An 18,766-nucleotide genomic window follows, 5' to 3' on the forward strand; every position below is an offset into this window, starting at 1 on the left:
GTTGCTTATACTCGCTTTTCTCTATCGAATGGAATGCCAAGGGCTGTCGGTTCCTGCATTTTCTTATCCCTGCTGAAGGCAAGTGTCACGATGACCAAGACATATGGAAGCATGACAGCAAACTCATAGGGGAAGTTGATTCCCTGTGCCTGGATTGCGAACTGGAAACTTTGTGCCAAGGAGAACAGCAAGGCTCCCCACATGATGTTGACTGGGTTCCAATAACCGAAATAGACCAGTGCGACGGCAATGAAACCTCGCCCGGCGATGATTTCATCACTGAACATCTTGGCTTGGCAGAGTGAAAGGTATGCTCCTGCAAGACCTGCAAGGGCTCCACCTACGGCGAGTGACTGGAATCTGATCCGGTTGACGTCGATACCGAGGGAATCGGCAGCGCCAGGAAAGGTGCCGCAGGCCCGTACTTTGAGTCCCCATTGTGTCTTGAACAGGACCCAATAGCTGACCGGTACCAGAAGGAAGGCAATATAGACCAGGACATTGTTGGAAAAAAGCATGGGTCCCAATACAGGGATCTTGCTGAGGAGCGGTACCGGAGCTGTCCCGATGCCCGGCACGCTCTGGGTTCCGCCGATGAAATGACGGAACATAGTTCCTGCCAAGCCGACGCCGAACATCTGCAGTCCGATGCCTGCTATACCCTGCGGTGCCTTGAATGTGATGACTGACAGGCCGAAGAACAGGCCAAGCAGGGCTCCCACGGCTGTTGCAAGCAACAGTCCCAGCACATTGAAATATCCCGGTGTAGCTCCTCCTTGTCCATAGGCATAGGGAACAAGCATGCCTAGGAATGCACCCATTGCCATTATACCCTCACAACCAAGGTTGAAGATACCTGCCCGCTGGTTGAACATCTCACCTAAGGAAGCAAGCAACAGGGCAACGGAAAAAGGAATGCCCAATGTAATGATATTGATGACAAAGTTCATTTGACTGCCTCCTTGTGTACGAATCGGCGTTCAAGCCTATCCATCAGATACGTATCTCCCAGTACCATCTGCGCAGAAACGATGACGAGGATAATGATGCCCTCAAGTACTTGGATCATGTTGGCTGGGACACCTACCATTCGTTGTGTCATATCTGCACCGACCAGAAGCATGCCAAAGAAAAATGAAGCAGGAACAATTCCGGCTGGGTGCAGGGCGCCGAAGAGAGCTACGACGATACCGGAGAAGCCGTAGCCGCTTGTGATGCCTTCTATTGCCCTGTGATGCAATCCAAGGACTTCTATACCTCCGGCAAGTCCTGCAAAGGCACCGCTGATTACCATTGAGACTGTCAGATAGAGCCCTACGTTGATGCCACCATATCTGGCCGCTTTCTTTCCAGCTCCCGCTGCCCGCATCTTATAGCCATAGGTGGTTCTCCAGAGCAGAAAATAGACGAGCAAAGCCAAGCCAAGTGCAATGAAGATACCTGCATGGAGCCTTGTGCCTCTCAGTAATCTTCCCAGCCACAGGTCCTTTGGAAGTCTCATTGACTGTGGTGTCCCGGATCCTGTCGTCATTTCTGCGGGATCCAACAGGGGCCCTCTGAGGCAGAATGTATAGAACTGAGCCGCTATGTAGTTGAGCATGACTGTCGACAGCAGTTCGCTTACCTGGAATTTTGCTTTCAATATGCCCGGCACAAATCCCCAGATACCGCCTGTGATGCCGCCGGCAACAAGGGAAATGATGATGACCAATACAGGGGGAATCGGTGCGGAAGCCAATCCCAGTGCCATCGATGTCGTACCGAGTATGCCCATTGCCATCTGTCCTTCGGCACCGATGTTGATGATGCCGCTTCGATAGGCTACGGTAATGCCCAGTGCAATGATGCTCAGAGGGATAGCCCTGACCAATACTTCGGTAACTTCGATTTTATTCTTCAACGGTTCGAACAGAATGACGGCATAGGTCTTCATTACGTCTGCGCCGAGTATCAACAGTACTGCCGCACTCATTGCCAATGCTGCGAGAATGGCCAGGATGATGATACTGATCTTGTAGTAGATAGTGAAGTTGTGTTTAGTCAATTCTTAACTCCTGCCATCAAAAGGCCTATTTGTTTTCTGGTTGCTGTCTTTGCATCGAGTATTCCCTGGATCTGTCCCTTGAAGATGACAGAGATGCGATCAGAAAGTCTCATGATTTCATCCAGCTCTTCACTGATCAGCAGGATTCCTGTTCCTTTCTTTCTGATTTCAAGCAATCTGTCGTGGATGAATTCCGCAGCACCCAGATCAAGGCCTCTGGTCGGGTACACGGCAATAAGGAACTTCGGGGCTCTGGTAAGTTCACGGGCCAGGATGACTTTCTGTATATTGCCGCCGGAAAGGGAACCTGCAGAGATTGATGTGCCTGCGCAACGGATATCGTAGTTACCTACGAGTTTGTCAGCGTTTTCTTCGACGATGTGGTGATTCAGCAGATGGTGTGAAGAAAAAAGACTGGAATCTGCATCCTTGAGGATTAGGTTTTCCTTGATGGAAAAAGAAGGAACAATACCTTCGGTGTTTCTGTCTTCAGGAATATACCCCATACCTTTTTCTATGATCTGTCCTGGAGTAAGTCCAAGTAACTCTTTTCCGAGCAGGACAATGGAGCCGCTTTCAGCCTTACGCAGGCCGTTGATGACCTGGGCAAGTTCTTTCTGCCCGTTGCCGGAAACACCGGCCAATCCCATGATCTCACCTCTGTTGATGGTCAGGTTGAAACCGTTGAGTGCCAAGAAACCACGGTCACTTCTTACGTTCAGGTCCTTCAAGATCAGAGCCGGGGCGGTAGCATGCTTCTTTTCTGAGTTTCTGGCAAGCTTGACCTCATGTCCGGTCATGAGGGAAGCCATCTGTGCGATGTCACAGTCACAGGTATTGCCTTGGTAGACTATTTTCCCATGTCGAAGCACTGCAAAATCATCTGACAGTTCCTTGACTTCCTTCAGCTTGTGGCTGATGAAAATAAGCGGGATTTCTTTCTTCATGACCCTGAGCAAATCGATGAGCTCATCGATTTCCTGAGGGGTAAGAGCCGAGGTCGGCTCATCAAGTATCATGAGCTTGGCACCGAGGCAAAGGGCCTTTACCAATTCTACTTTCTGCTGTTCTCCGACTGAAAGTTGCCAGATATAGGCATTCGGGTCAACGGAAAGGCCATATTTGGATGAAACTTCATCTATTCTGCTACGAACGGTATCCAAGTCAAGCCTAAGCCTGTGCACAGTATGTCTGTATCCCAATGCAATGTTTTCCGTAACCGTGAGGTTTGGGACCAACATATAGCGTTGGTGTACCATACCGATGCCATGGCTATAGGCATCACTTGGAGACTGGAAGCTGACCGTTTCATCATTGATGGAAATGCGCCCCTCGTCACTTTTGTAGAGACCCATCAGCACGTTCATCAAAGTCGTTTTTCCGGCACCGTTTTCCCCGACAAGGGCAAGTACCTGGCCTGCATTGACTTCAATGGAAACGTCGTCCAAGGCAAGGATGCCCGGAAAACGCTTGGTAATATGATGCATTTTCAGGTTATGTATGGTTGTATTCATTATGTTCCGATCCATAGGCCGATGCGGCATCCCTTGGGGAAAACCGCGCCGGTACATGGTTGTCAAAGTTTCGAATAATCTACTGATTTCCAATCAATGGTATTGGGAGTTGCCTTGAATTTTGCAATCTGGGCATTTACAGCATCTTCGATCTTTCCTTCATACATGCTCTTGAGTGAAGGATTGAAGCCGAAGACAAAACCATTGTTGTTGAAATTCATCGGGATGCATTCGCCACCTTTGACTCCGGCATCAAGTTTCTTGACCATTGAGACGATGACTGCCCCGTAATTGTAGGAAGAAGCTGCCACACACTTGTAGCCTTCTTCAGTAGCCATCTGGGCCATATCCTGTCCGACCCACCAGATATCCTTGTCTTTATATTCTGCAACGCTTCTCAGTGCGCCCAAAGCCTGCTGTGATGAACCTGTCAGTACATCTGCGCCTTCCTGGATGTCTGTCTTGGCCAATTGTCCTGCCTTGATATAATCGGAGAAGGAACCTGTGTGTCCGACCATGATTTTCACTGATGGATTGACACTCTGTGCGCCCAGTACAAAACCTCTGTTGTAACGTGCGCTGTCGCCGCCATCGACGGGCCCTACGACACCGAGCTTGTCCTTCTTTGTCAGCATACCTGCAATCATGCCGGAAAGGTAACCCGTTTCTTCGGATTCAGGCATGTAGGTAAAAACATTGTCTGCAACGATCTGTGAGCTTGTGCCGAACGCAAAGGTGACATCTGGGAACTCATCTGCCATTTCCGTAATGACATTGGCATACTGCGCGCCATGGCCGATGATGATGTTGTATCCATCAGCTACGTACTGGCGTGCAGCTGAACCTGCATCGACAGGTTTCATCTTCTCGGAGTAGGCCATTTCAATCCTGCCCGGCATTTCTTTCTGGGCTTCCTTGATACCGTCATACATTGCCTGGCACCATCCTTTGTCGTCAATGGTGTTTTCAACAATCAAGGCAACCTTTACTGTATTGGAAGTAGCTGCCGGAGCTGCAGTTTCCGGTTTGGCTGTTTCATTCTGGCCATTGGCAAATATAGGAAGGGCCAAAGCCGACATCAGGACAATTGCAAGCATCGATTTTTTCATAACTTTCATCTCCTTGGGCTCAGTATGGAAAATGTACAACTTCCTGTCAATTTGTTTTCCTGGAATTCCTTGATATTCTCTGAGCCAGATCAAAAATAATATCGTTGACTGCTAATTATGTTGCAGTATGGTGCAATTTTAGATTGCTTCAAATCTGCTAGGTTCATATAAGACAAATCATTAGTTGCTGAATGGAATTAACATTTGTGTTGCTTCCAGTTCGCTTAGTTTTCCTTTGCAAACGAGGACCTGAGCGAGAGGAATACTACCATACAAGCGCACAGTATCAGACCATTGATGACGAATGTCGTCCTATAGCTCCATTTGCTGACCATCAGGCCGGAAAGGAGCGGGCCCAATGCAAAACCTGCAGTAGTCAGCATGCTCATGATTGATGAAAAGCGTGCCCTATGTCCCAATGGTGTATGGTTGACGATGAAATAATCATGGTTCGTTGCATGCAGGATTTCTCCCAATGTATAGATGAATACAAGGAACAGCAGTACTACGTAGGAATCAGTAAAACCCATGCAGAGTATGCTTACCGCATATAGGAACGTTGCCATGGATATTGCTGTAAGGGTACGATGATTCCTGGAAAATCGCACGGCCAGTGGCGTCAGGACGATGACAGTTACTGCATTTGTCGTCATGAAAGTCCCATAGAGTCTCGGTCCCTCGGTTCCGAACAGCTTTGTTGCGTAAAGAGGAAGCACAAAATAGATGGCTGCGATTGATGTGAACAGGAACAAGGTCACGAACATATAGAACGTAAGTTTCGGCCTGGCTTTCAAAGCCGCAAAGACGTCTCCTTTGACCGCTTTGTCGGAATTGTCCGATTCCATGCTCTTTTTGATCATCTGTGCATCGGGTTTTCGGTCAGGTATCTTGACCATGACGATGCTGACAGCCAGGAAAGCTGCAGCAGCATTGCCGAAGAAGATGCCCTGGGGATAGACCGAAAACAGCAGTCCTGCGGTGGCTGGACCAAAGGCGAAGCCGATATTATGGCAGAGGTAGAAGAATGAATAGGCAACCTGCCTGTTCTGGAGGTTTGTCTGGTCTGCCTGGAACGCTGCCCTGGCAGGGTCTGTCATGCCGTCGAAGAAATAGACGGTAAGTATGAGATAGGGGACAAGTGCTGGCCTTACTGCCAGGAAAATACCGCTGACAAGCAACATGGTAGACATGCACATCTGGGTCAGCACCATGACTTTTTTCCGCGAGACCTTGTCTGCAAACTTGCTTGTGATCAATGAAGCTGGCAAGGCTACCAGCATGCTTGCCATAGAGAAAAAGCCGGCTTCCTTTACTGAATAACCGAGGTTTTGAGTCAGCATCAGCGATAGAAACGGATAAAGGAAGGATCCGGCACCGTTGATCAATTCAACGAGCCCAATGATGTAGATCCGGGCAGGAAGCCCGGTGTAAAGAGAATTTTTAAAAAGTTTCATAAGTGTTGTTTTTGTTAATCTAATATTCTTTCCATTTCGAGGGCAAAGCCTTCATGATCCATATCCTGGATGCTTGTGCGGCTTGCGCAAGACTTTACAGCCTGCGGACTGTTTGCCATGGCAATGGAAGTACCGGCTGCTTTCAGCATGCCGATGTCATTATAGTAATTGCCGATGGCAAGGGTGTCTGCTATGTCGATGTCCCAATGCGAGGCAACATCATTTATGGTAGTTCCCTTGTCAATATTCATCGGATTGACTTCGATGAAAAAAGGTGAGGACTTGAATATCATCAGTCCAAGTCCAAGTCCACGCAGAGCATCTTCGATTTGCTGGAGAATGTTCGGGTCTTCCTGCATGATGACAAGCTTGTAGAGTGGGATACCTGCTGTTTCATGTTCTTTGAGGAGGGTGTTGAAATCAATGACAATACCGTCGTAGTGCACGATTTTACATTCTTTCCAGTACCATTGATCAGCTGTCTGGCTGTACCAATCATTGGTTCCGTATATGAATGTACTGCATGAAAACCCTTCAAGCAAATGAAGAATTGCCCTAAAATGATCAAATGGCAGTGCATGCGACCCTACTTTTTGCCCGTCGAGGAAAGTGAGGGCTCCGCTGTAACAGCCCAGAGCCATATTGACACCAAGTTCTTCCATCAGAAAACCCATGGCCTGCGGGGCTCTGCCGCTGGCCAGACAGAAGCGGATACCTCTTCTGTCCGCTTCTCTGACTGCAGCCTTTGCCCTAGCAGAAATTCTTTTTCTGCTGTCGAGCAATGTATCATCGATATCTGTGGCAATTAACTTTATAGTATTCATGGCATTCGAGCATATAACACATGCTTTGCCTTGCTGTCAATACCTGAATGAAAGACAGCAAGGAAGAAATCCTGCCGAAAATTTTATGAAACTATTTTTCTTCCTCCCATTTTCTTCCATAATAGCAGTCCAGATACAGTTGTTTGATCTGGCTTATCAGCGGATACCGTGGGTTTGTCCCCGTGCATTGGTCATCGAAGGCGTTTATGGACATCTGGTCGACGGCAGAGAGGAACTGATCCTCCGATACTCCCCACTGTTGTATGGAAGTTGGGATATCGAGATCCTTTTTCAGTGATTCTATTGCATCTATCAGTGCGGCGACCTTATCCATGGGAGTTGCATCGTCCGGTATATGCAGGAAGGTCGTGTTTTTCTGTTGGTTTGCCTTCATGTTGATGTAATCGGCAACCCTGGCATATCTGCTGATAGCAGAGGGATACTCATACTGGGGAAATGCTGCCTGTTTGGTAGGATTGTCCGTAGCATTGAACCTGATGATATTTGTCAGCAGTAGTGCATTGGCCATGCCATGGGGGACATGAAAACGCGCACCGAGCTTGTGTGCCATGGAATGGCAGAGGCCAAGGAATGCATTTGCAAAGGCCATACCTGCGATGGTTGAGGCATTATGGACCTTTTCCCTGGCTTTCCTGTCGGTGCCGTCATGGTATGCAGAAGGAAGATACTTGAAGATGATCCTTGCAGCCTCCATAGCCAAGCCGTTGGTATAATCCGTACTCATCGTCGAGACCAATGCTTCCAGACTGTGGGTCAGCACATCGAGGCCGCATGCTGCGGTCAGACCTTTCGGCAATCCCAATGTCAGCTGGCTGTCCACGATAGCCATCGAGGGAGTCAATGCATAGTCGGCAATGGCATATTTCATGCCGGATTCTTCATCGGTGATGATGGCAAAGGGGGTAACTTCAGCTCCTGTGCCACTGGTGGTAGGAATACAGACAAGCTGTGCCTTCTTTCCCATGTTCGGGAAAGAGTAGATCCGCTTCCTGATATCCATGAAACGCAAAGCCAATCCTTCGAATTTGACTTCAGGATGCTCATAGAGCAACCAGATTATCTTGGCTGCATCCATGGGAGAGCCTCCACCGAATGCTATGAAGATGTCAGGTTTGAAAGTCTGTACCAGGTTCATGGCAAGGGAAACCGTGCCGAGGGTAGGATCCGGCTTGACCTGATGGAAGACTTCGCATTCTATGCCCAGTTCTTCCAATCGGTCGGTAACCATATCCGTCATGCCGCTGGAAAACAGATAGTCGTCTGTTACCAAGAATGCTCTTTTCTTGCCCTCAAGTTCTCCCAGAGCGACAGGAAGACATCCATATTTGAAATATACCTTCGGGGGCAACCTGAACCACAGCATGTTTTCTCTCCTTGCAGCAACGGTCTTGATGTTGAGCAGATGTTTCGGGCCGACGTTTTCACTGATTGAATTGTTGCCCCATGAGCCGCAGCCCAAAGTCAACGACGGTTCCAGACGGAAGTTGTAGATATCACCGATGGCACCCTGGCTGGTCGGCATGTTGATCAGCACGCGGCTGGTCTTGAGTATCCGACCGAAGGTGTCGACCTTATCCTGTTCAGATTCATCAATATACAGTACCGAGGTATGTCCGAATCCTCCCAAGGCAACAAGTTGTGCTGCCTTGGCTGCTCCGTCCCCGAAATTCTCACATTGGAACATGCCGAGAACTGGTGAAAGCTTCTCATGGGCAAAGGGTTCAGAAGCGGTAATCTTTTCACATTCGGCAATGAGGACCTTTGCTGTTTCAGGTACTTTGAATCCCGCCAGCTTTGCAATGGTACTTGCTTTTTGTCCGACGATTGCAGGGTTGACTGATCCTCTTTTCGGATCAATGAGTATCTTCCTTAGCTTGTCTGCTTCCTCGGCAGAAAGGAAATAGGCTCCCTGCTGCTGCAGTTCTTTTTTGAAGAGGTCATATACCTCTTTGTGGCAGATGATTGATTGTTCGGATGCACATACCACGCCATTGTCGAAGGTCTTGCTCATGAGGATGGAAGAGGCTGCCATTTTCAGATCTGCACTCTTGTCAATGAGCGCAGGTGTGTTTCCCGCACCGACACCTATGGCTGGTTTGCCGGACGAATAGGCTGCCTTTACCATGCCGGGTCCTCCTGTGGCGAGGATGATATTCGTAAGAGGACTTTTCATCAGATAGTCAGTCTTTTCCAATGTCGGATTGTCTATCCATCCGATTATATCCTCAGGAGCTCCTGCCTTTACTGCGGCGTCGAGAATGATTTCTGCTGCATGGTTCGTGCAGTTCTTGGCCCGTGGATGGGGGCTGAATATGATGGCGTTGCGTGTCTTGAGGGCTATCAGGCTCTTGAAGATGGCTGTGCTCGTGGGATTCGTCGTGGGGATGATACCACAGACAACACCGATAGGAGCTGCTACCTTTTCAATGCCGAAGCTTTGGTCCTTTTCTATAATGCCACAAGTCTTTTCGTCCTTGTATTTGTTGAAGATATATTCAGAGGCAAAATGGTTCTTGATCACCTTGTCTTCTACGATGCCCATTCCCGTTTCCGCTACTGCTTCCTGTGCAAGGGAAATACGCGCATTGTTTGCGGCGATGGCAGCAGCCTGGAAGATCTTGTCTACTTGCTGCTGGCTGTAGGTCGCATACCTTACCTGTGCCCGATGTACCCGTTCGATCAGGTCCTGCAGCTGAAGCTGCCCGTCGAACAATTCCTTTGCTCCGATGGTTTCTGACATGTGTTGCTTTGCTCTCCATTTTGTTTGTATAGTATAACTGTACCTGCATGTATAAATGCAGTCAAGAAAATTATTTTAACCTATGCGGAAAGTAAAACCAATATTATCTGCTTGAAATAAGGAAATAAGTCAATCTATACATATCTTGTTGATATAAATATGAGAGATGGCAGACTATAAGGGCAGAAAAGTATTTATGCAGACAGATGATTGGCTTAATCAGTTCTTCCAGTCATATTCTCATATTTTTGTGGGCTGGGTTGAAAATTGTCTGATTGTCCGAGCAATGACTCATCGATCCTTTTGAAAAGGGTTCCTGAGGTCTTTGAAAAACGTGCTACGGTTCTGGCAGAGAGAGAGAAGATGCTTCCCAACAATGGTAGACGCAGTATTTTTGTGGCACTGAGTATCTGGCTTGATGCCATGATCATCAAAATCCGAAGGCCTCTTGCCAAGGCTGAAACCAATGCTCCCTGCGTAACCTGCAGTGGGCCCAGTGACAGCAGGACTTTCCCGTTTCGGTCCAGCAAGGAGAGGATGACCATTGAAATCATCAATCCTATGTCGATGCCGAGCATTACCTTCCTTCCGCTTAGTTTCTGGCACACAAGCAGGATGACTGTCCCGATGGCGAGCAGTACCGGATTGCTTGTAAGAAACGAAGCCACGATTCCGGCAATGGATATGGAAATGAAGGTTACCTGTCGTACAGAAAGCCGTTTTTCTGCAAGTTTTTCATTATCAGCTTGAAAGTGAGGGAGGCTGTTGGATATTGCCAATGTATAGAATTTAGTATTTTCCACCATTGCTTGTGCAAACAATCCAAGCAGTGGGGCTGCAATCAGACCCACTGCCAGGAGCAGGGGCGTTGCAATGAAGATTGTCTTGCCGTAGATGAGCAGTGCCGCAAGTGCCAGCTGTGTAAGGTTGTTCGCCATAGCTCCGAGCGTGGAGATGGAAAACAAAGTTACCTTCTTTTTCAGTAATCTATGGAAGATCAGCATGACGGCAGCGGAAGCAAAAGTACCGCAAAAGGAAAGTACAAAGAACGGAGAGACCAATGTGCCCCCGATGATGCCTTGGCAGATTGTCTTGAGCAGGGCAAGGAGAAAATACTCTTTTACGGGAAGCAGGGTGAGTCCCAGCAGCAATGGCAGATTTCCCAGTCCGAGTTTGAGGAACGGGAGTGGTTTCGGAATAAGGTACTCAATGCTGCTCAGCATGAGGGAAAGGGCTGCCAGATAGACAAGCCTGTCTTTGTTATCATCAATGTGCCACATCGTCAACCTCATTGTCGGCATCCTTGCCTTTGATGGTAATCAGGACCCCATTGGGAAGGCAGGCCGCAAACTGTCCTGGTCTGCTGATCCATCCCATCTTTATGCATATCTTGTTCTTGCAGGGGCTTTCGATGAATGCCGCCTTGCCGTCTTTGATCTCTATTGTCGTCGGACCCAGCAGTCCCGTGAATGTAAGTTCCTTGTCCTTGTCCAATGAATAGAGATAATGGTTCCCTTTGCATTGTACATCCAGATAGGTCGATGAGGAACTGCTGCCATGCAAACCAAAGGAAAGCACCAATGTCAATGCAATGGCCAAAGCTAGAATAAGATAGTCTGCAAATGTAGGTTTGTCGGACAGTTTCATGGGCATAGTCTACCTGTCCCCATGGTTTCCTGCAACTGCTTGCAATATGTTTTTTCAGGGAGTATGTTACAGATTATGATGGAAATGACAGAGTATCCTGACAAAGACTTTCTGGCTACGGAACCTGTCAGAAAACTGGTATTGCGGCTTGCATTTCCTGCAGTCGTCGCACAGGTCGTGAACCTGCTGTACAATCTGGTGGATCGCATCTATATCGGGCATATGGGAGCTGGCAGTACAGTGGCTTTGACAGCTCTTGGCGTGTGCTTTCCCATACTTACCATGGTAGCGGCTTTCACTGCGTTGGTTGCCAACGGCAGTGCTCCCCGTGCGTCCATATTCTTAGGAAGGAGAAAGACTGCTGAAGCTGAGAAAATCATGGGAAACAGTTTCTCGGCCCTCGTAGCTGTGGCGTGTGTCCTGACGTTCCTGTTGATTGTCTTTGACCGGCCATTGCTGCTGTTCTTCGGAGCCAGTCCAGTGACTTTGGACTATGCCAAAAGCTACCTGGACATCTATGCAGTCGGTACCATATTCGTCCAGCTTGCCATGGGAATGAACAATTTCATCACTGCCCAAGGTTATTCTCGGCAGGCAATGATTTCTGTAGTAATTGGGGCAGCGCTGAATATTGCCTTGGACCCCATTTTTATCTTTGTCTTTCATATGGGTGTCCGCGGGGCTGCCTTGGCAACGATTATTTCCCAGGCCTGTTCTGCCTTGTATGTATTGCGTTTCCTGCTTGGGAAACGGACCGTCCTGAAACTACGGAAGGAAAATCTGAAAATTGTCTGGCATATATTGCTGCCGAGCCTTGGACTGGGTGTAGGACCTTTTATCATGACAAGCACGGAGAGTGCCTTGCTTGCGGCCTTCAATGTGAATCTGCTGAAATATGGCGGAAACTTGGCTATAGGTGCGATGACAATCTGCAATTCAGTGGTAAGTGTCATTCATTATTTTGTCCTTGGCTTGGGACAGGGCGGACAGCCTGTCATCAGTTTCAACTATGGTTCGGGTGACAGCAAGCGGATGCATCAGGCAATTCGGGTTGTCTTTGTTTCCAGCCTTGTCGTTTCCTTTACTTTCTTTTCTTTGTTTGAGCTGTTTCCTGGCGTTTTTGCGGCCATATTTACCTCCGATCCTGATCTTATTTCCATGTCCACGTGGGCACTGAGGGTCTATGCGGCTTCTGTCGGTGTGTTCGGGTTGCAGAATGCTGCGCAGCTTACCTTTACCTCTCTTGGACAGGCAAAGGTATCAAGCTCCATTGCAATATTACGCAAACTTGTACTGCTCATTCCGCTTACCTTCATCCTGCCGTTGTTCATGGCTGACAAAGTGCTCGCGGTCTTTATGGCTGAACCGCTTTCTGATGGTATTTCCGTCATCTATACGATGGTGATGTATTTTCTTGTCATGCGAAGGATCGACAGGAAACTGGTGCGATAATGTGTGTGCTTTGGATGGATTTTCCGCTATTTCATGATACAATACCTTGAATCAACAGGAATTTGATGGGAATATAAAAAATAAATGGAGTATGCGGCAATGGATAAGCCAATGATATATGTTATTGAAGATCATGATGTCATCAGAGATGGAGTCAAACAATACCTGGAGTTATCGGGTTTTGACTGCATGACGTTTGCGAATCTCAAGGAAGCGGACATCGGTTTTTCCGATCGTTTGCCGGACCTGCTGCTGCAGGATGTCATGCTTCCTGATGGGGACGGATTTGAATATGTGAAGGAACTTCGAAAGAAGTATGATTTTCCTGTCATATTCATGACGGCCCGTGTAGAAGAGTCCGATAGGATCCTAGGATTTGAAATCGGTGCTGACGACTACATTACAAAACCGTTTTCTCCGAAAGAACTTGTGTTGAGAGTCAAGGCCGTACTACGCAGGTACCAGAAAGCAAAGCTCGGATACTCCGGAGATGAGGTTGATATGACCTTTGAGTTCAACGGCAATACTCTGAAGATTGAGCGTGATGCCCATCAATGTTCTGTAGGCGGAGAATTGCTTTCGCTTACTGCCGCAGAATGGCGGGTGCTGCTGTGCCTTGTTGACAATGCACACCTTTTGGTATCCCGCGGAAAGATATTGGAAGAATGTTTTGACTATAGTGCAGAAAGCTATGAACGTATCGTAGATACCCATATCAAGAATATCAGGGCAAAACTTGGTGACGGCGGATGGATTGAGACTGTAAGAGGTTATGGGTATCGTTTCGTCGGCATCTGTCAGGACGATGATGCATGAGACGGTTCTTTGTCCGAGTCTTCCTGACTATTGCGGGCATAGCGCTGCTTGTGCTTTTGCTGAGTACCACATTGGTCTTTTTCGCTTTCCGTGGCCGGAGTACCGAATGGGGTGAGCAAGCCTATGAAATGTTCTGCGACAAGATGGCGAAGCAGATAAGCAGTGCGGGAAACTATATTTCTTTCAATCAATTTGTCGATATTGCTTATGAGCTTGCAAATTACGATGACCGTATCAGCGGCTTGCTTTTCAGGGATTCAAGCGGAAGGGTTGTCTTTTCTGCCGGTACGACAAGCGATGGCAAGGCTCTTGGACAACGTAAGATCGGTGATGAGGAGATACTGAAGCGACAGCTTGCAGGCAGTACCCGAAGGACTAATTTTTTGGAGGGCGAGAATCTTGATCCATCTACGTTCAAGACAGTCGAGGTAAGCGAACCTGTCACTATCCTCAACATGGGATATGATTTGACGAACCAGTTCCAGGTCTATCTCTCAGCTTCTTATGGCATTTTGCCGTCAAGGACTCTTGAGATGCCTTCGATGGTCAAGGCCGGACAGATTGCAGGTAGCCTGATGATCTGTACGGACAGCTACTATTCATTCAGCGTGGATGTGCTGACATATACGCCTGATACCTACGGAAATACCGGTGAATTGGTCCATTATGTCTTTGGCAAGGCAATTGCGGCCGGATTGCTTTCCTTGGTTCTTGCCCTGTTGCTCAGTTTTTTCTTCAGTAGGAAAAACCAAAAATATGTGGGCGATGTCGAGAAATCGTTGAAAGCTCTTGCAGATGGAAAGGAAGATGTAACTCTTCCAAAGACCAAGGTCGAGGAATTCAAGCAGATAAATGCGGCAGTAGAAGACCTTGGCAAATCACTTTCCCTCAACAGAGCCAACCGAAGAGCTTGGTTACGGAATATTTCCCATGATATGAATACTCCCGTTACTTCCATGCGTCTTTTGGTCGATGGCATGCTGGACGGAATGTTTCCTATGGACAAACATATTATCGGTAGACTGTCTACTGAACTGAATGACCTGTCTGGCCGAATCAACAGGGTAAGGGAATATGCCGGACTGCAAAGTCCTGACAGAAAAGCAAGCCCCGAAGGTGTCGACGCTGCCGATTTCATGCATACTCTTCTTCTTGCTTATAAGAATGATGAGAAAAGGGTAGAGGTTACCACAAAGAGCGAAGTGATTGACTGTGACCCTGAACTGATGTCCCGTGCCATGAAGGAACTGCTGGACAATGCACTTGCCGCAACCAAAGGCAAAGTGACCGTGTTGCTTGACAGGAGAAGGATTGAGGTCTCGAACGAGGGGTCCCTGCCTGCCGGCATTGATTTCTTTGAACCTTGGGAAAGAGGCGACAAGGGACGGACAAGCGGTGGAAACGGGCTTGGGTTGTCTATTGTGTCCCAGGTAATGCGCTTGCATGGGGGAACGGCAGAGATCAAAAGCGAGGAAGGAAAGGTAACGGTTTATCTTGCCTGGCCTGAGGAGAAATCAAGTTCAGTCCCTGTGAAATCCAGAAGGCTGAAGTTACCCTCTGCATAGCTGATGTAGGTGGGGCACCAACCGCCTTTCGGCAATGAAACCGAACCAGGGTTGAGATGCAGGATTTTTCCCTTCCAATTGCTCACGAAGAGGTATGTGGGTATGTCCCAGTCAGCAGTATGGTACCTTCCTGCAGATATGTAGGGAAAGGGATGGTGCCCATGTACAAGGAAAAAAGTCTTGCCGTCAGCTACCAATTCCGTATGGGCGCTTGATATATCAAACTCCAGGACCATCTGGTCAACTTCTGCATCACAATTACCCTGGACACAGATAATATCATGTTTGAGGGGATTCAACATGGCAATGACTTTTTTCGGAGCATACTCACGTGGCAGGTCATTCCTGGGACCGTGATAAAGGATATCGCCCAACAGGAGCAGTTTGTCATAGTTGCCTTTGGTGTAGGCTTCCATGAGCTTGGCACAGTACCAGGCACTTCCATGTATATCAGATGCAAGCAACAGTTTCATAGATAATTCCTTCAATGGTTTTGCAGGGATTCTACTATGGGATGCTGCTCCTTTACAAGGGGAGGATTCAGAAGTAGAGACCAAGGGACAGCAGGCCTTTCGGGTATGCTCCCAACACACTGTCCTTTACATATTGCAGACCCGCATCGAGTTTGAGTCCGAAGCTTGGGGCAAGTGTCTGAAGGTAACTTATATTAGCTCCGTAACCGAAGAACCTTGTCAAATCGTCTGTCTTCAAGCCGATACCTGCCAACGCGAAGCCTTGGAAGAACGTACTGCTGTCGTTGCTGTGGCGTAGTGGAAATGAAAGGCCTGCCCGTACGGACACGTTGTTGTCGATTCTTTCTGCTACCGTCGTATTGTCAGCATCTTTTTATGATTGAAGTATCCATATACTCATAGCTCCCTGCAAAGTAAAGGGAACACTGTTTCCTACTGAAGCGTTCGACGATGCCACCTATGCTGAATGGCTTGCAGTAATAATCGCTTGAAGAATAAGATGTTGCTTCCGGAATTGTAGAAAGAGGAATCAAGCTATAGCCGACCATGGCTGAGATTGTAGTGTCAGACGGCAGAAGGAAACGCTGCAGATTACTTGGTCCTTTCTTGCTTTTCTCTGGATTTTTCGGTTCCGTGGATGTCTGTACGGATTGTGCTTCACTCTTGACCGGCGGAGTTTCCTTTTTCAGTATTCTTGACCACGGCTTCCTGCTGTTTCATCTGATAGAATTTTCTGTTGACGGAATTCAATGGCAGGTCGAGAGGTGAACTCGCGATGCCTTCAGGATAGACAAACAGATGTTTGAATGAGAAATTCATGGCCGTGTTGATGGGAGTGACCTCTACGGCTACTTTTGTCTGGTGATCATTCCGTAGCAGATTGAACTGAGCTGATTCAATTGCAAGTGCTTTCAAATTTGAATTTATATGACCCTTGAGCAGTAACCAGACCGAGAGAAAGGTATGGTCATAAAAGATAGACTGCTGCAGTGCCTTTACGTCTGCTTCATAGACCTGCATACCTGCTGTAGAAAGGGTGCTCATGTCGTCAGGATATTTCTGACTGCTGATAGCTTTGAGGGGAAGGGTGAAACTATAGCTGAGATGATTTCCCAGCATGTGGAAATCGTATGTACCTTTCCAACCGAAGTCAATCGGACTATAAGAGACATTCGAACAGTTGAAGCCGGTCCTGAAGAAGGTATGTTTTGCTTCGACGGCATCGTAAATATGTCTGAAGGCATCGATTGCCTGCTCTGTGTAGTCAATGTAAGTTTTCTTGATGACGGCATCAAATGCGGTCAATCGGTATTCGTAGATTGCATCGCGTTCCTTTGTCATTTTAGCTTTTTCAGTCTTTCTTGCTTCCTGTGCCTGCTGTGTCGGGTTTGTACCCTCCATATCCGAGAGAAGGTAGCCGATCATATCAAAAGCTTTGTCTTCAAGCGTTCCCTGCATGGCATCCTTTTTCCTGATCGATGTTTCGATATGTTTTCTCATGGCATCGGTGTTTGCAGACAGGTTCTGCCAGCTGGTATCCAAATTCGCCAGATAAATGAGATATTCCTGGACACTGCTGTTATCCCGCAATGTTATGTTTTCCCTCATGCTCAAGGCTGATGCAACCAAAGCTTCGCTTTCTTTGCCGGCAAGATACTTCTGAGCTGACCTGACTGCCTCTTTTTTGCTGGTAAGATTGTTCAGTTCCTTTGTGTTTTCGTTGATTTCATCATTGAGCGCAGGTGTACCCGACACCTTCAGGTCCGCCCGAGTCTGTAGCAATTCGTTGTTATGGTCTATCAGCAGTTTTTCTTTTTCGAATATCCATGCCATTTCAGGGATACCTGAATGTTTGATCTGACTTAGCCTTGCCCCCAATGCCAAGGCAATGAACTGTGCATTGACAAGTTTGTCATAGCGGTCGATACCTGATTGTATGATGGACAGTTTTATCGATGTGTTTGTATCCTGTCCAGAGATATAACGTTTCTGAAGATTGGAGAGGTCTGTCAGACAGGTTTCAATCTGATCAAGGTAATGGGAAAGTGCCGTGTCATAGAAAATTACCTTGCTTACATGGGAACCTTTGTCTTTTTCTTCTTTACTGGACCATGAGTTGGTGATATTGATACCTACCAGTTCGTTTTTCAAGGCAACTTCATTTTCTGGCGTAACGGTGATATCGGGACGGATCTGTGAGTATAGATTCTGAAGTGCCTTACGTTCTGCGTCTTCTGCTGTGTTGCCGTAGCCGGTGCTTGAAAGGTCGGCACAGAAAGCCTGGGCAATGGCAACGGCACAGAGTAAGAAGATTATGATTGATTTTTTTTTCATGACGGGTATCTCCTGGAAATAGTGACTGGTCGAAAAACGCGGCAGGCATATTCCGTTTGCTTCCTACAGTTGAGGATAAGTTCAACATTTCCTACAAATTGAGTCTCCCTTATCCTATCATGTATCCTATGACAGTTCAACTGAGATTTCCTGTAGATATATGCTTATGTCGTTTATGCCGATGGTGTTTCCATGCTGTGTTTTCTGAATTCCGTCGGTGAAACGTGGTAGTACCGGCGAAACAACCGGCTATAGTAGTTTACGGAGTCAAAACCACATTCCAGAGCAATTTCAGTGATGTTCAGGTCCCTTTCTGCAAGATAGTCCGTGGATTTTTCCAATCTGAGCCCATTCAGATAATCTGTCATGGTTTTTCCTGTAAGTTGCTTGAACATCCGACAGAAATGATAGACCGTCATATGGACGATTGCTGCCAGCTCGGCGATTGTTATCTTTCCTGTGTAGTGTGTGTCGATATGTTGCAATACTGGCTCAAACCGTCTGAGGTTTCTTGTTTTTGCAGAAAATTCCTCAGGAGATAGAATCTTTTCTACATGTGTCCTGAGCAGAAGGACGATCAGTTTATAGATAGATGATTTCACCGCAAGCTCATACCCAAAGTCTTTGGTTCCATATTCCCTGATGAGTTCAGTTACGGATACCGAGACTTCTTTGTCATCATGGATGAGGTTATGGAATGTAATCCGATCCTGGGACAGGGGTGCAAGGAACTTTGTCTGGCACTGATCTACTTGATTGCTGAATAGGAACGG

Annotated in this window: 17 protein-coding genes; 3 read left to right on the forward strand and 14 right to left on the reverse strand. The window is 47.5% G+C overall.

All coding sequences use genetic code 11. The features are described 5' to 3' along the window. Positions 1–5: 5 nt before the first annotated feature. The 9 genes from LKE40_15415 to LKE40_15455 all read right to left on the reverse strand — a co-directional run bounded on the left by LKE40_15415 (position 6) and on the right by LKE40_15455 (position 11,353). Positions 6–950, reverse strand: coding sequence for an ABC transporter permease (locus LKE40_15415; protein ID MCH3918817.1), 945 nt, complete (start codon positions 948–950; stop codon positions 6–8). Next, entirely contained in the window at positions 947–2,044 is a 1,098-nt protein-coding gene (locus tag LKE40_15420) for an ABC transporter permease (protein MCH3918818.1), read from the reverse strand. Before LKE40_15420 ends, LKE40_15415 begins: the two co-directional genes overlap by 4 nt. Next, positions 2,041–3,615 (reverse strand): ABC transporter ATP-binding protein, encoded by a 1,575-nt coding sequence (locus LKE40_15425; GenBank protein MCH3918819.1) that lies wholly within the window; start codon positions 3,613–3,615, stop codon positions 2,041–2,043. The genes LKE40_15420 and LKE40_15425 overlap by 4 nt, the downstream gene beginning before the upstream one ends. A 5-nt stretch (positions 3,616–3,620) precedes the next feature. Continuing rightward, positions 3,621–4,667, reverse strand: coding sequence for a BMP family protein (locus LKE40_15430; protein ID MCH3918820.1), 1,047 nt, complete (start codon positions 4,665–4,667; stop codon positions 3,621–3,623). A 224-nt stretch (positions 4,668–4,891) separates the two neighbouring features. Next, a complete protein-coding gene (locus tag LKE40_15435; protein MCH3918821.1) occupies positions 4,892–6,121 on the reverse strand; it encodes an MFS transporter in 1,230 nt (409 codons plus the stop codon). A 14-nt stretch (positions 6,122–6,135) separates the two neighbouring features. Then, complete coding sequence (locus LKE40_15440; protein MCH3918822.1) at positions 6,136–6,945, reverse strand: Cof-type HAD-IIB family hydrolase; 810 nt, start codon at positions 6,943–6,945, stop codon at positions 6,136–6,138. A 91-nt stretch (positions 6,946–7,036) separates the two neighbouring features. After that, on the reverse strand, positions 7,037–9,706 hold the full coding sequence (gene adhE / locus LKE40_15445) for a bifunctional acetaldehyde-CoA/alcohol dehydrogenase (GenBank protein MCH3918823.1): 2,670 nt from the start codon (positions 9,704–9,706) through the stop codon (positions 7,037–7,039). A gap of 215 nt (positions 9,707–9,921) precedes the next feature. Next, positions 9,922–10,998 carry a Gx transporter family protein gene (locus tag LKE40_15450; protein ID MCH3918824.1) on the reverse strand — a complete coding sequence of 359 codons (1,077 nt, stop codon included), beginning with the start codon at positions 10,996–10,998 and terminating at the stop codon, positions 9,922–9,924. Then, positions 10,973–11,353 (reverse strand): NusG domain II-containing protein, encoded by a 381-nt coding sequence (locus LKE40_15455; GenBank protein MCH3918825.1) that lies wholly within the window; start codon positions 11,351–11,353, stop codon positions 10,973–10,975. Before LKE40_15455 ends, LKE40_15450 begins: the two co-directional genes overlap by 26 nt. A 78-nt stretch (positions 11,354–11,431) precedes the next feature. On the opposite strand from LKE40_15455, the gene LKE40_15460 reads away from it, so the two are divergent. From LKE40_15460 to LKE40_15470, 3 genes are all read left to right on the forward strand, one after another. Next, positions 11,432–12,805: an MATE family efflux transporter gene (locus LKE40_15460; protein MCH3918826.1), complete on the forward strand. Its 1,374-nt coding sequence runs from the start codon at positions 11,432–11,434 to the stop codon at positions 12,803–12,805. A 99-nt stretch (positions 12,806–12,904) separates the two neighbouring features. Then, complete coding sequence (locus LKE40_15465) at positions 12,905–13,621, forward strand: response regulator transcription factor (protein MCH3918827.1); 717 nt, start codon at positions 12,905–12,907, stop codon at positions 13,619–13,621. Further along, the gene (locus tag LKE40_15470; protein MCH3918828.1) at positions 13,618–15,186 is read left to right on the forward strand and encodes a HAMP domain-containing histidine kinase; all 1,569 of its coding nucleotides are present in this window, start codon (positions 13,618–13,620) and stop codon (positions 15,184–15,186) included. Before LKE40_15465 ends, LKE40_15470 begins: the two co-directional genes overlap by 4 nt. Here LKE40_15470 and yfcE read toward each other — a convergent pair. From yfcE to LKE40_15495, 5 genes are all read right to left on the reverse strand, one after another. Continuing rightward, positions 15,111–15,659, reverse strand: coding sequence for a phosphodiesterase (yfcE, locus tag LKE40_15475; protein MCH3918829.1), 549 nt, complete (start codon positions 15,657–15,659; stop codon positions 15,111–15,113). The two genes, LKE40_15470 and yfcE, sit on opposite strands and share 76 nt — an antisense overlap. A 67-nt stretch (positions 15,660–15,726) precedes the next feature. Continuing rightward, positions 15,727–15,987, reverse strand: a complete 261-nt coding sequence (locus LKE40_15480) for a hypothetical protein (protein MCH3918830.1) — start codon at positions 15,985–15,987, stop codon at positions 15,727–15,729. A gap of 34 nt (positions 15,988–16,021) precedes the next feature. Beyond that, positions 16,022–16,207 (reverse strand): hypothetical protein, encoded by a 186-nt coding sequence (locus LKE40_15485; GenBank protein ID MCH3918831.1) that lies wholly within the window; start codon positions 16,205–16,207, stop codon positions 16,022–16,024. 109 nt (positions 16,208–16,316) lie between these two features. Beyond that, a complete protein-coding gene (locus LKE40_15490; protein MCH3918832.1) occupies positions 16,317–17,993 on the reverse strand; it encodes a hypothetical protein in 1,677 nt (558 codons plus the stop codon). Positions 17,994–18,166: 173 nt separating this feature from the next. After that, on the reverse strand, positions 18,167–18,766 hold a 600-nt coding region (locus LKE40_15495; GenBank protein MCH3918833.1), incomplete at its 5' end, for an AraC family transcriptional regulator.

Source organism: Spirochaetia bacterium (genome assembly GCA_022482625.1).
Classification (GTDB): domain Bacteria; phylum Spirochaetota; class Spirochaetia; order Sphaerochaetales; family Sphaerochaetaceae; genus Pleomorphochaeta.

Bases quoted from the DNA above. Each gene is read 5' to 3' on its own strand.
- LKE40_15415 (MCH3918817.1), bottom strand. From the start codon at position 950: ATGAACTTTGTCATCAATATCATTACATTGGGCATTCCTTTTTCCGTT.
- LKE40_15425 (MCH3918819.1), bottom strand. From the start codon at position 3,615: ATGTACCGGCGCGGTTTTCCCCAAGGGATGCCGCATCGGCCTATGGAT.
- LKE40_15430 (MCH3918820.1), bottom strand. From the start codon at position 4,667: ATGAAAAAATCGATGCTTGCAATTGTCCTGATGTCGGCTTTGGCCCTT.
- LKE40_15435 (MCH3918821.1), bottom strand. From the start codon at position 6,121: ATGAAACTTTTTAAAAATTCTCTTTACACCGGGCTTCCTGCCCGGATC.
- LKE40_15440 (MCH3918822.1), bottom strand. From the start codon at position 6,945: ATGAATACTATAAAGTTAATTGCCACAGATATCGATGATACATTGCTC.
- adhE (MCH3918823.1), bottom strand. From the start codon at position 9,706: ATGTCAGAAACCATCGGAGCAAAGGAATTGTTCGACGGGCAGCTTCAG.
- LKE40_15450 (MCH3918824.1), bottom strand. From the start codon at position 10,998: ATGAGGTTGACGATGTGGCACATTGATGATAACAAAGACAGGCTTGTC.
- LKE40_15455 (MCH3918825.1), bottom strand. From the start codon at position 11,353: ATGAAACTGTCCGACAAACCTACATTTGCAGACTATCTTATTCTAGCT.
- LKE40_15460 (MCH3918826.1), top strand. From the start codon at position 11,432: ATGGAAATGACAGAGTATCCTGACAAAGACTTTCTGGCTACGGAACCT.
- LKE40_15465 (MCH3918827.1), top strand. From the start codon at position 12,905: ATGGATAAGCCAATGATATATGTTATTGAAGATCATGATGTCATCAGA.
- LKE40_15470 (MCH3918828.1), top strand. From the start codon at position 13,618: ATGAGACGGTTCTTTGTCCGAGTCTTCCTGACTATTGCGGGCATAGCG.
- yfcE (MCH3918829.1), bottom strand. From the start codon at position 15,659: ATGAAACTGTTGCTTGCATCTGATATACATGGAAGTGCCTGGTACTGT.
- LKE40_15485 (MCH3918831.1), bottom strand. From the start codon at position 16,207: ATGGTCGGCTATAGCTTGATTCCTCTTTCTACAATTCCGGAAGCAACA.
- LKE40_15490 (MCH3918832.1), bottom strand. From the start codon at position 17,993: ATGAAAAAAAAATCAATCATAATCTTCTTACTCTGTGCCGTTGCCATT.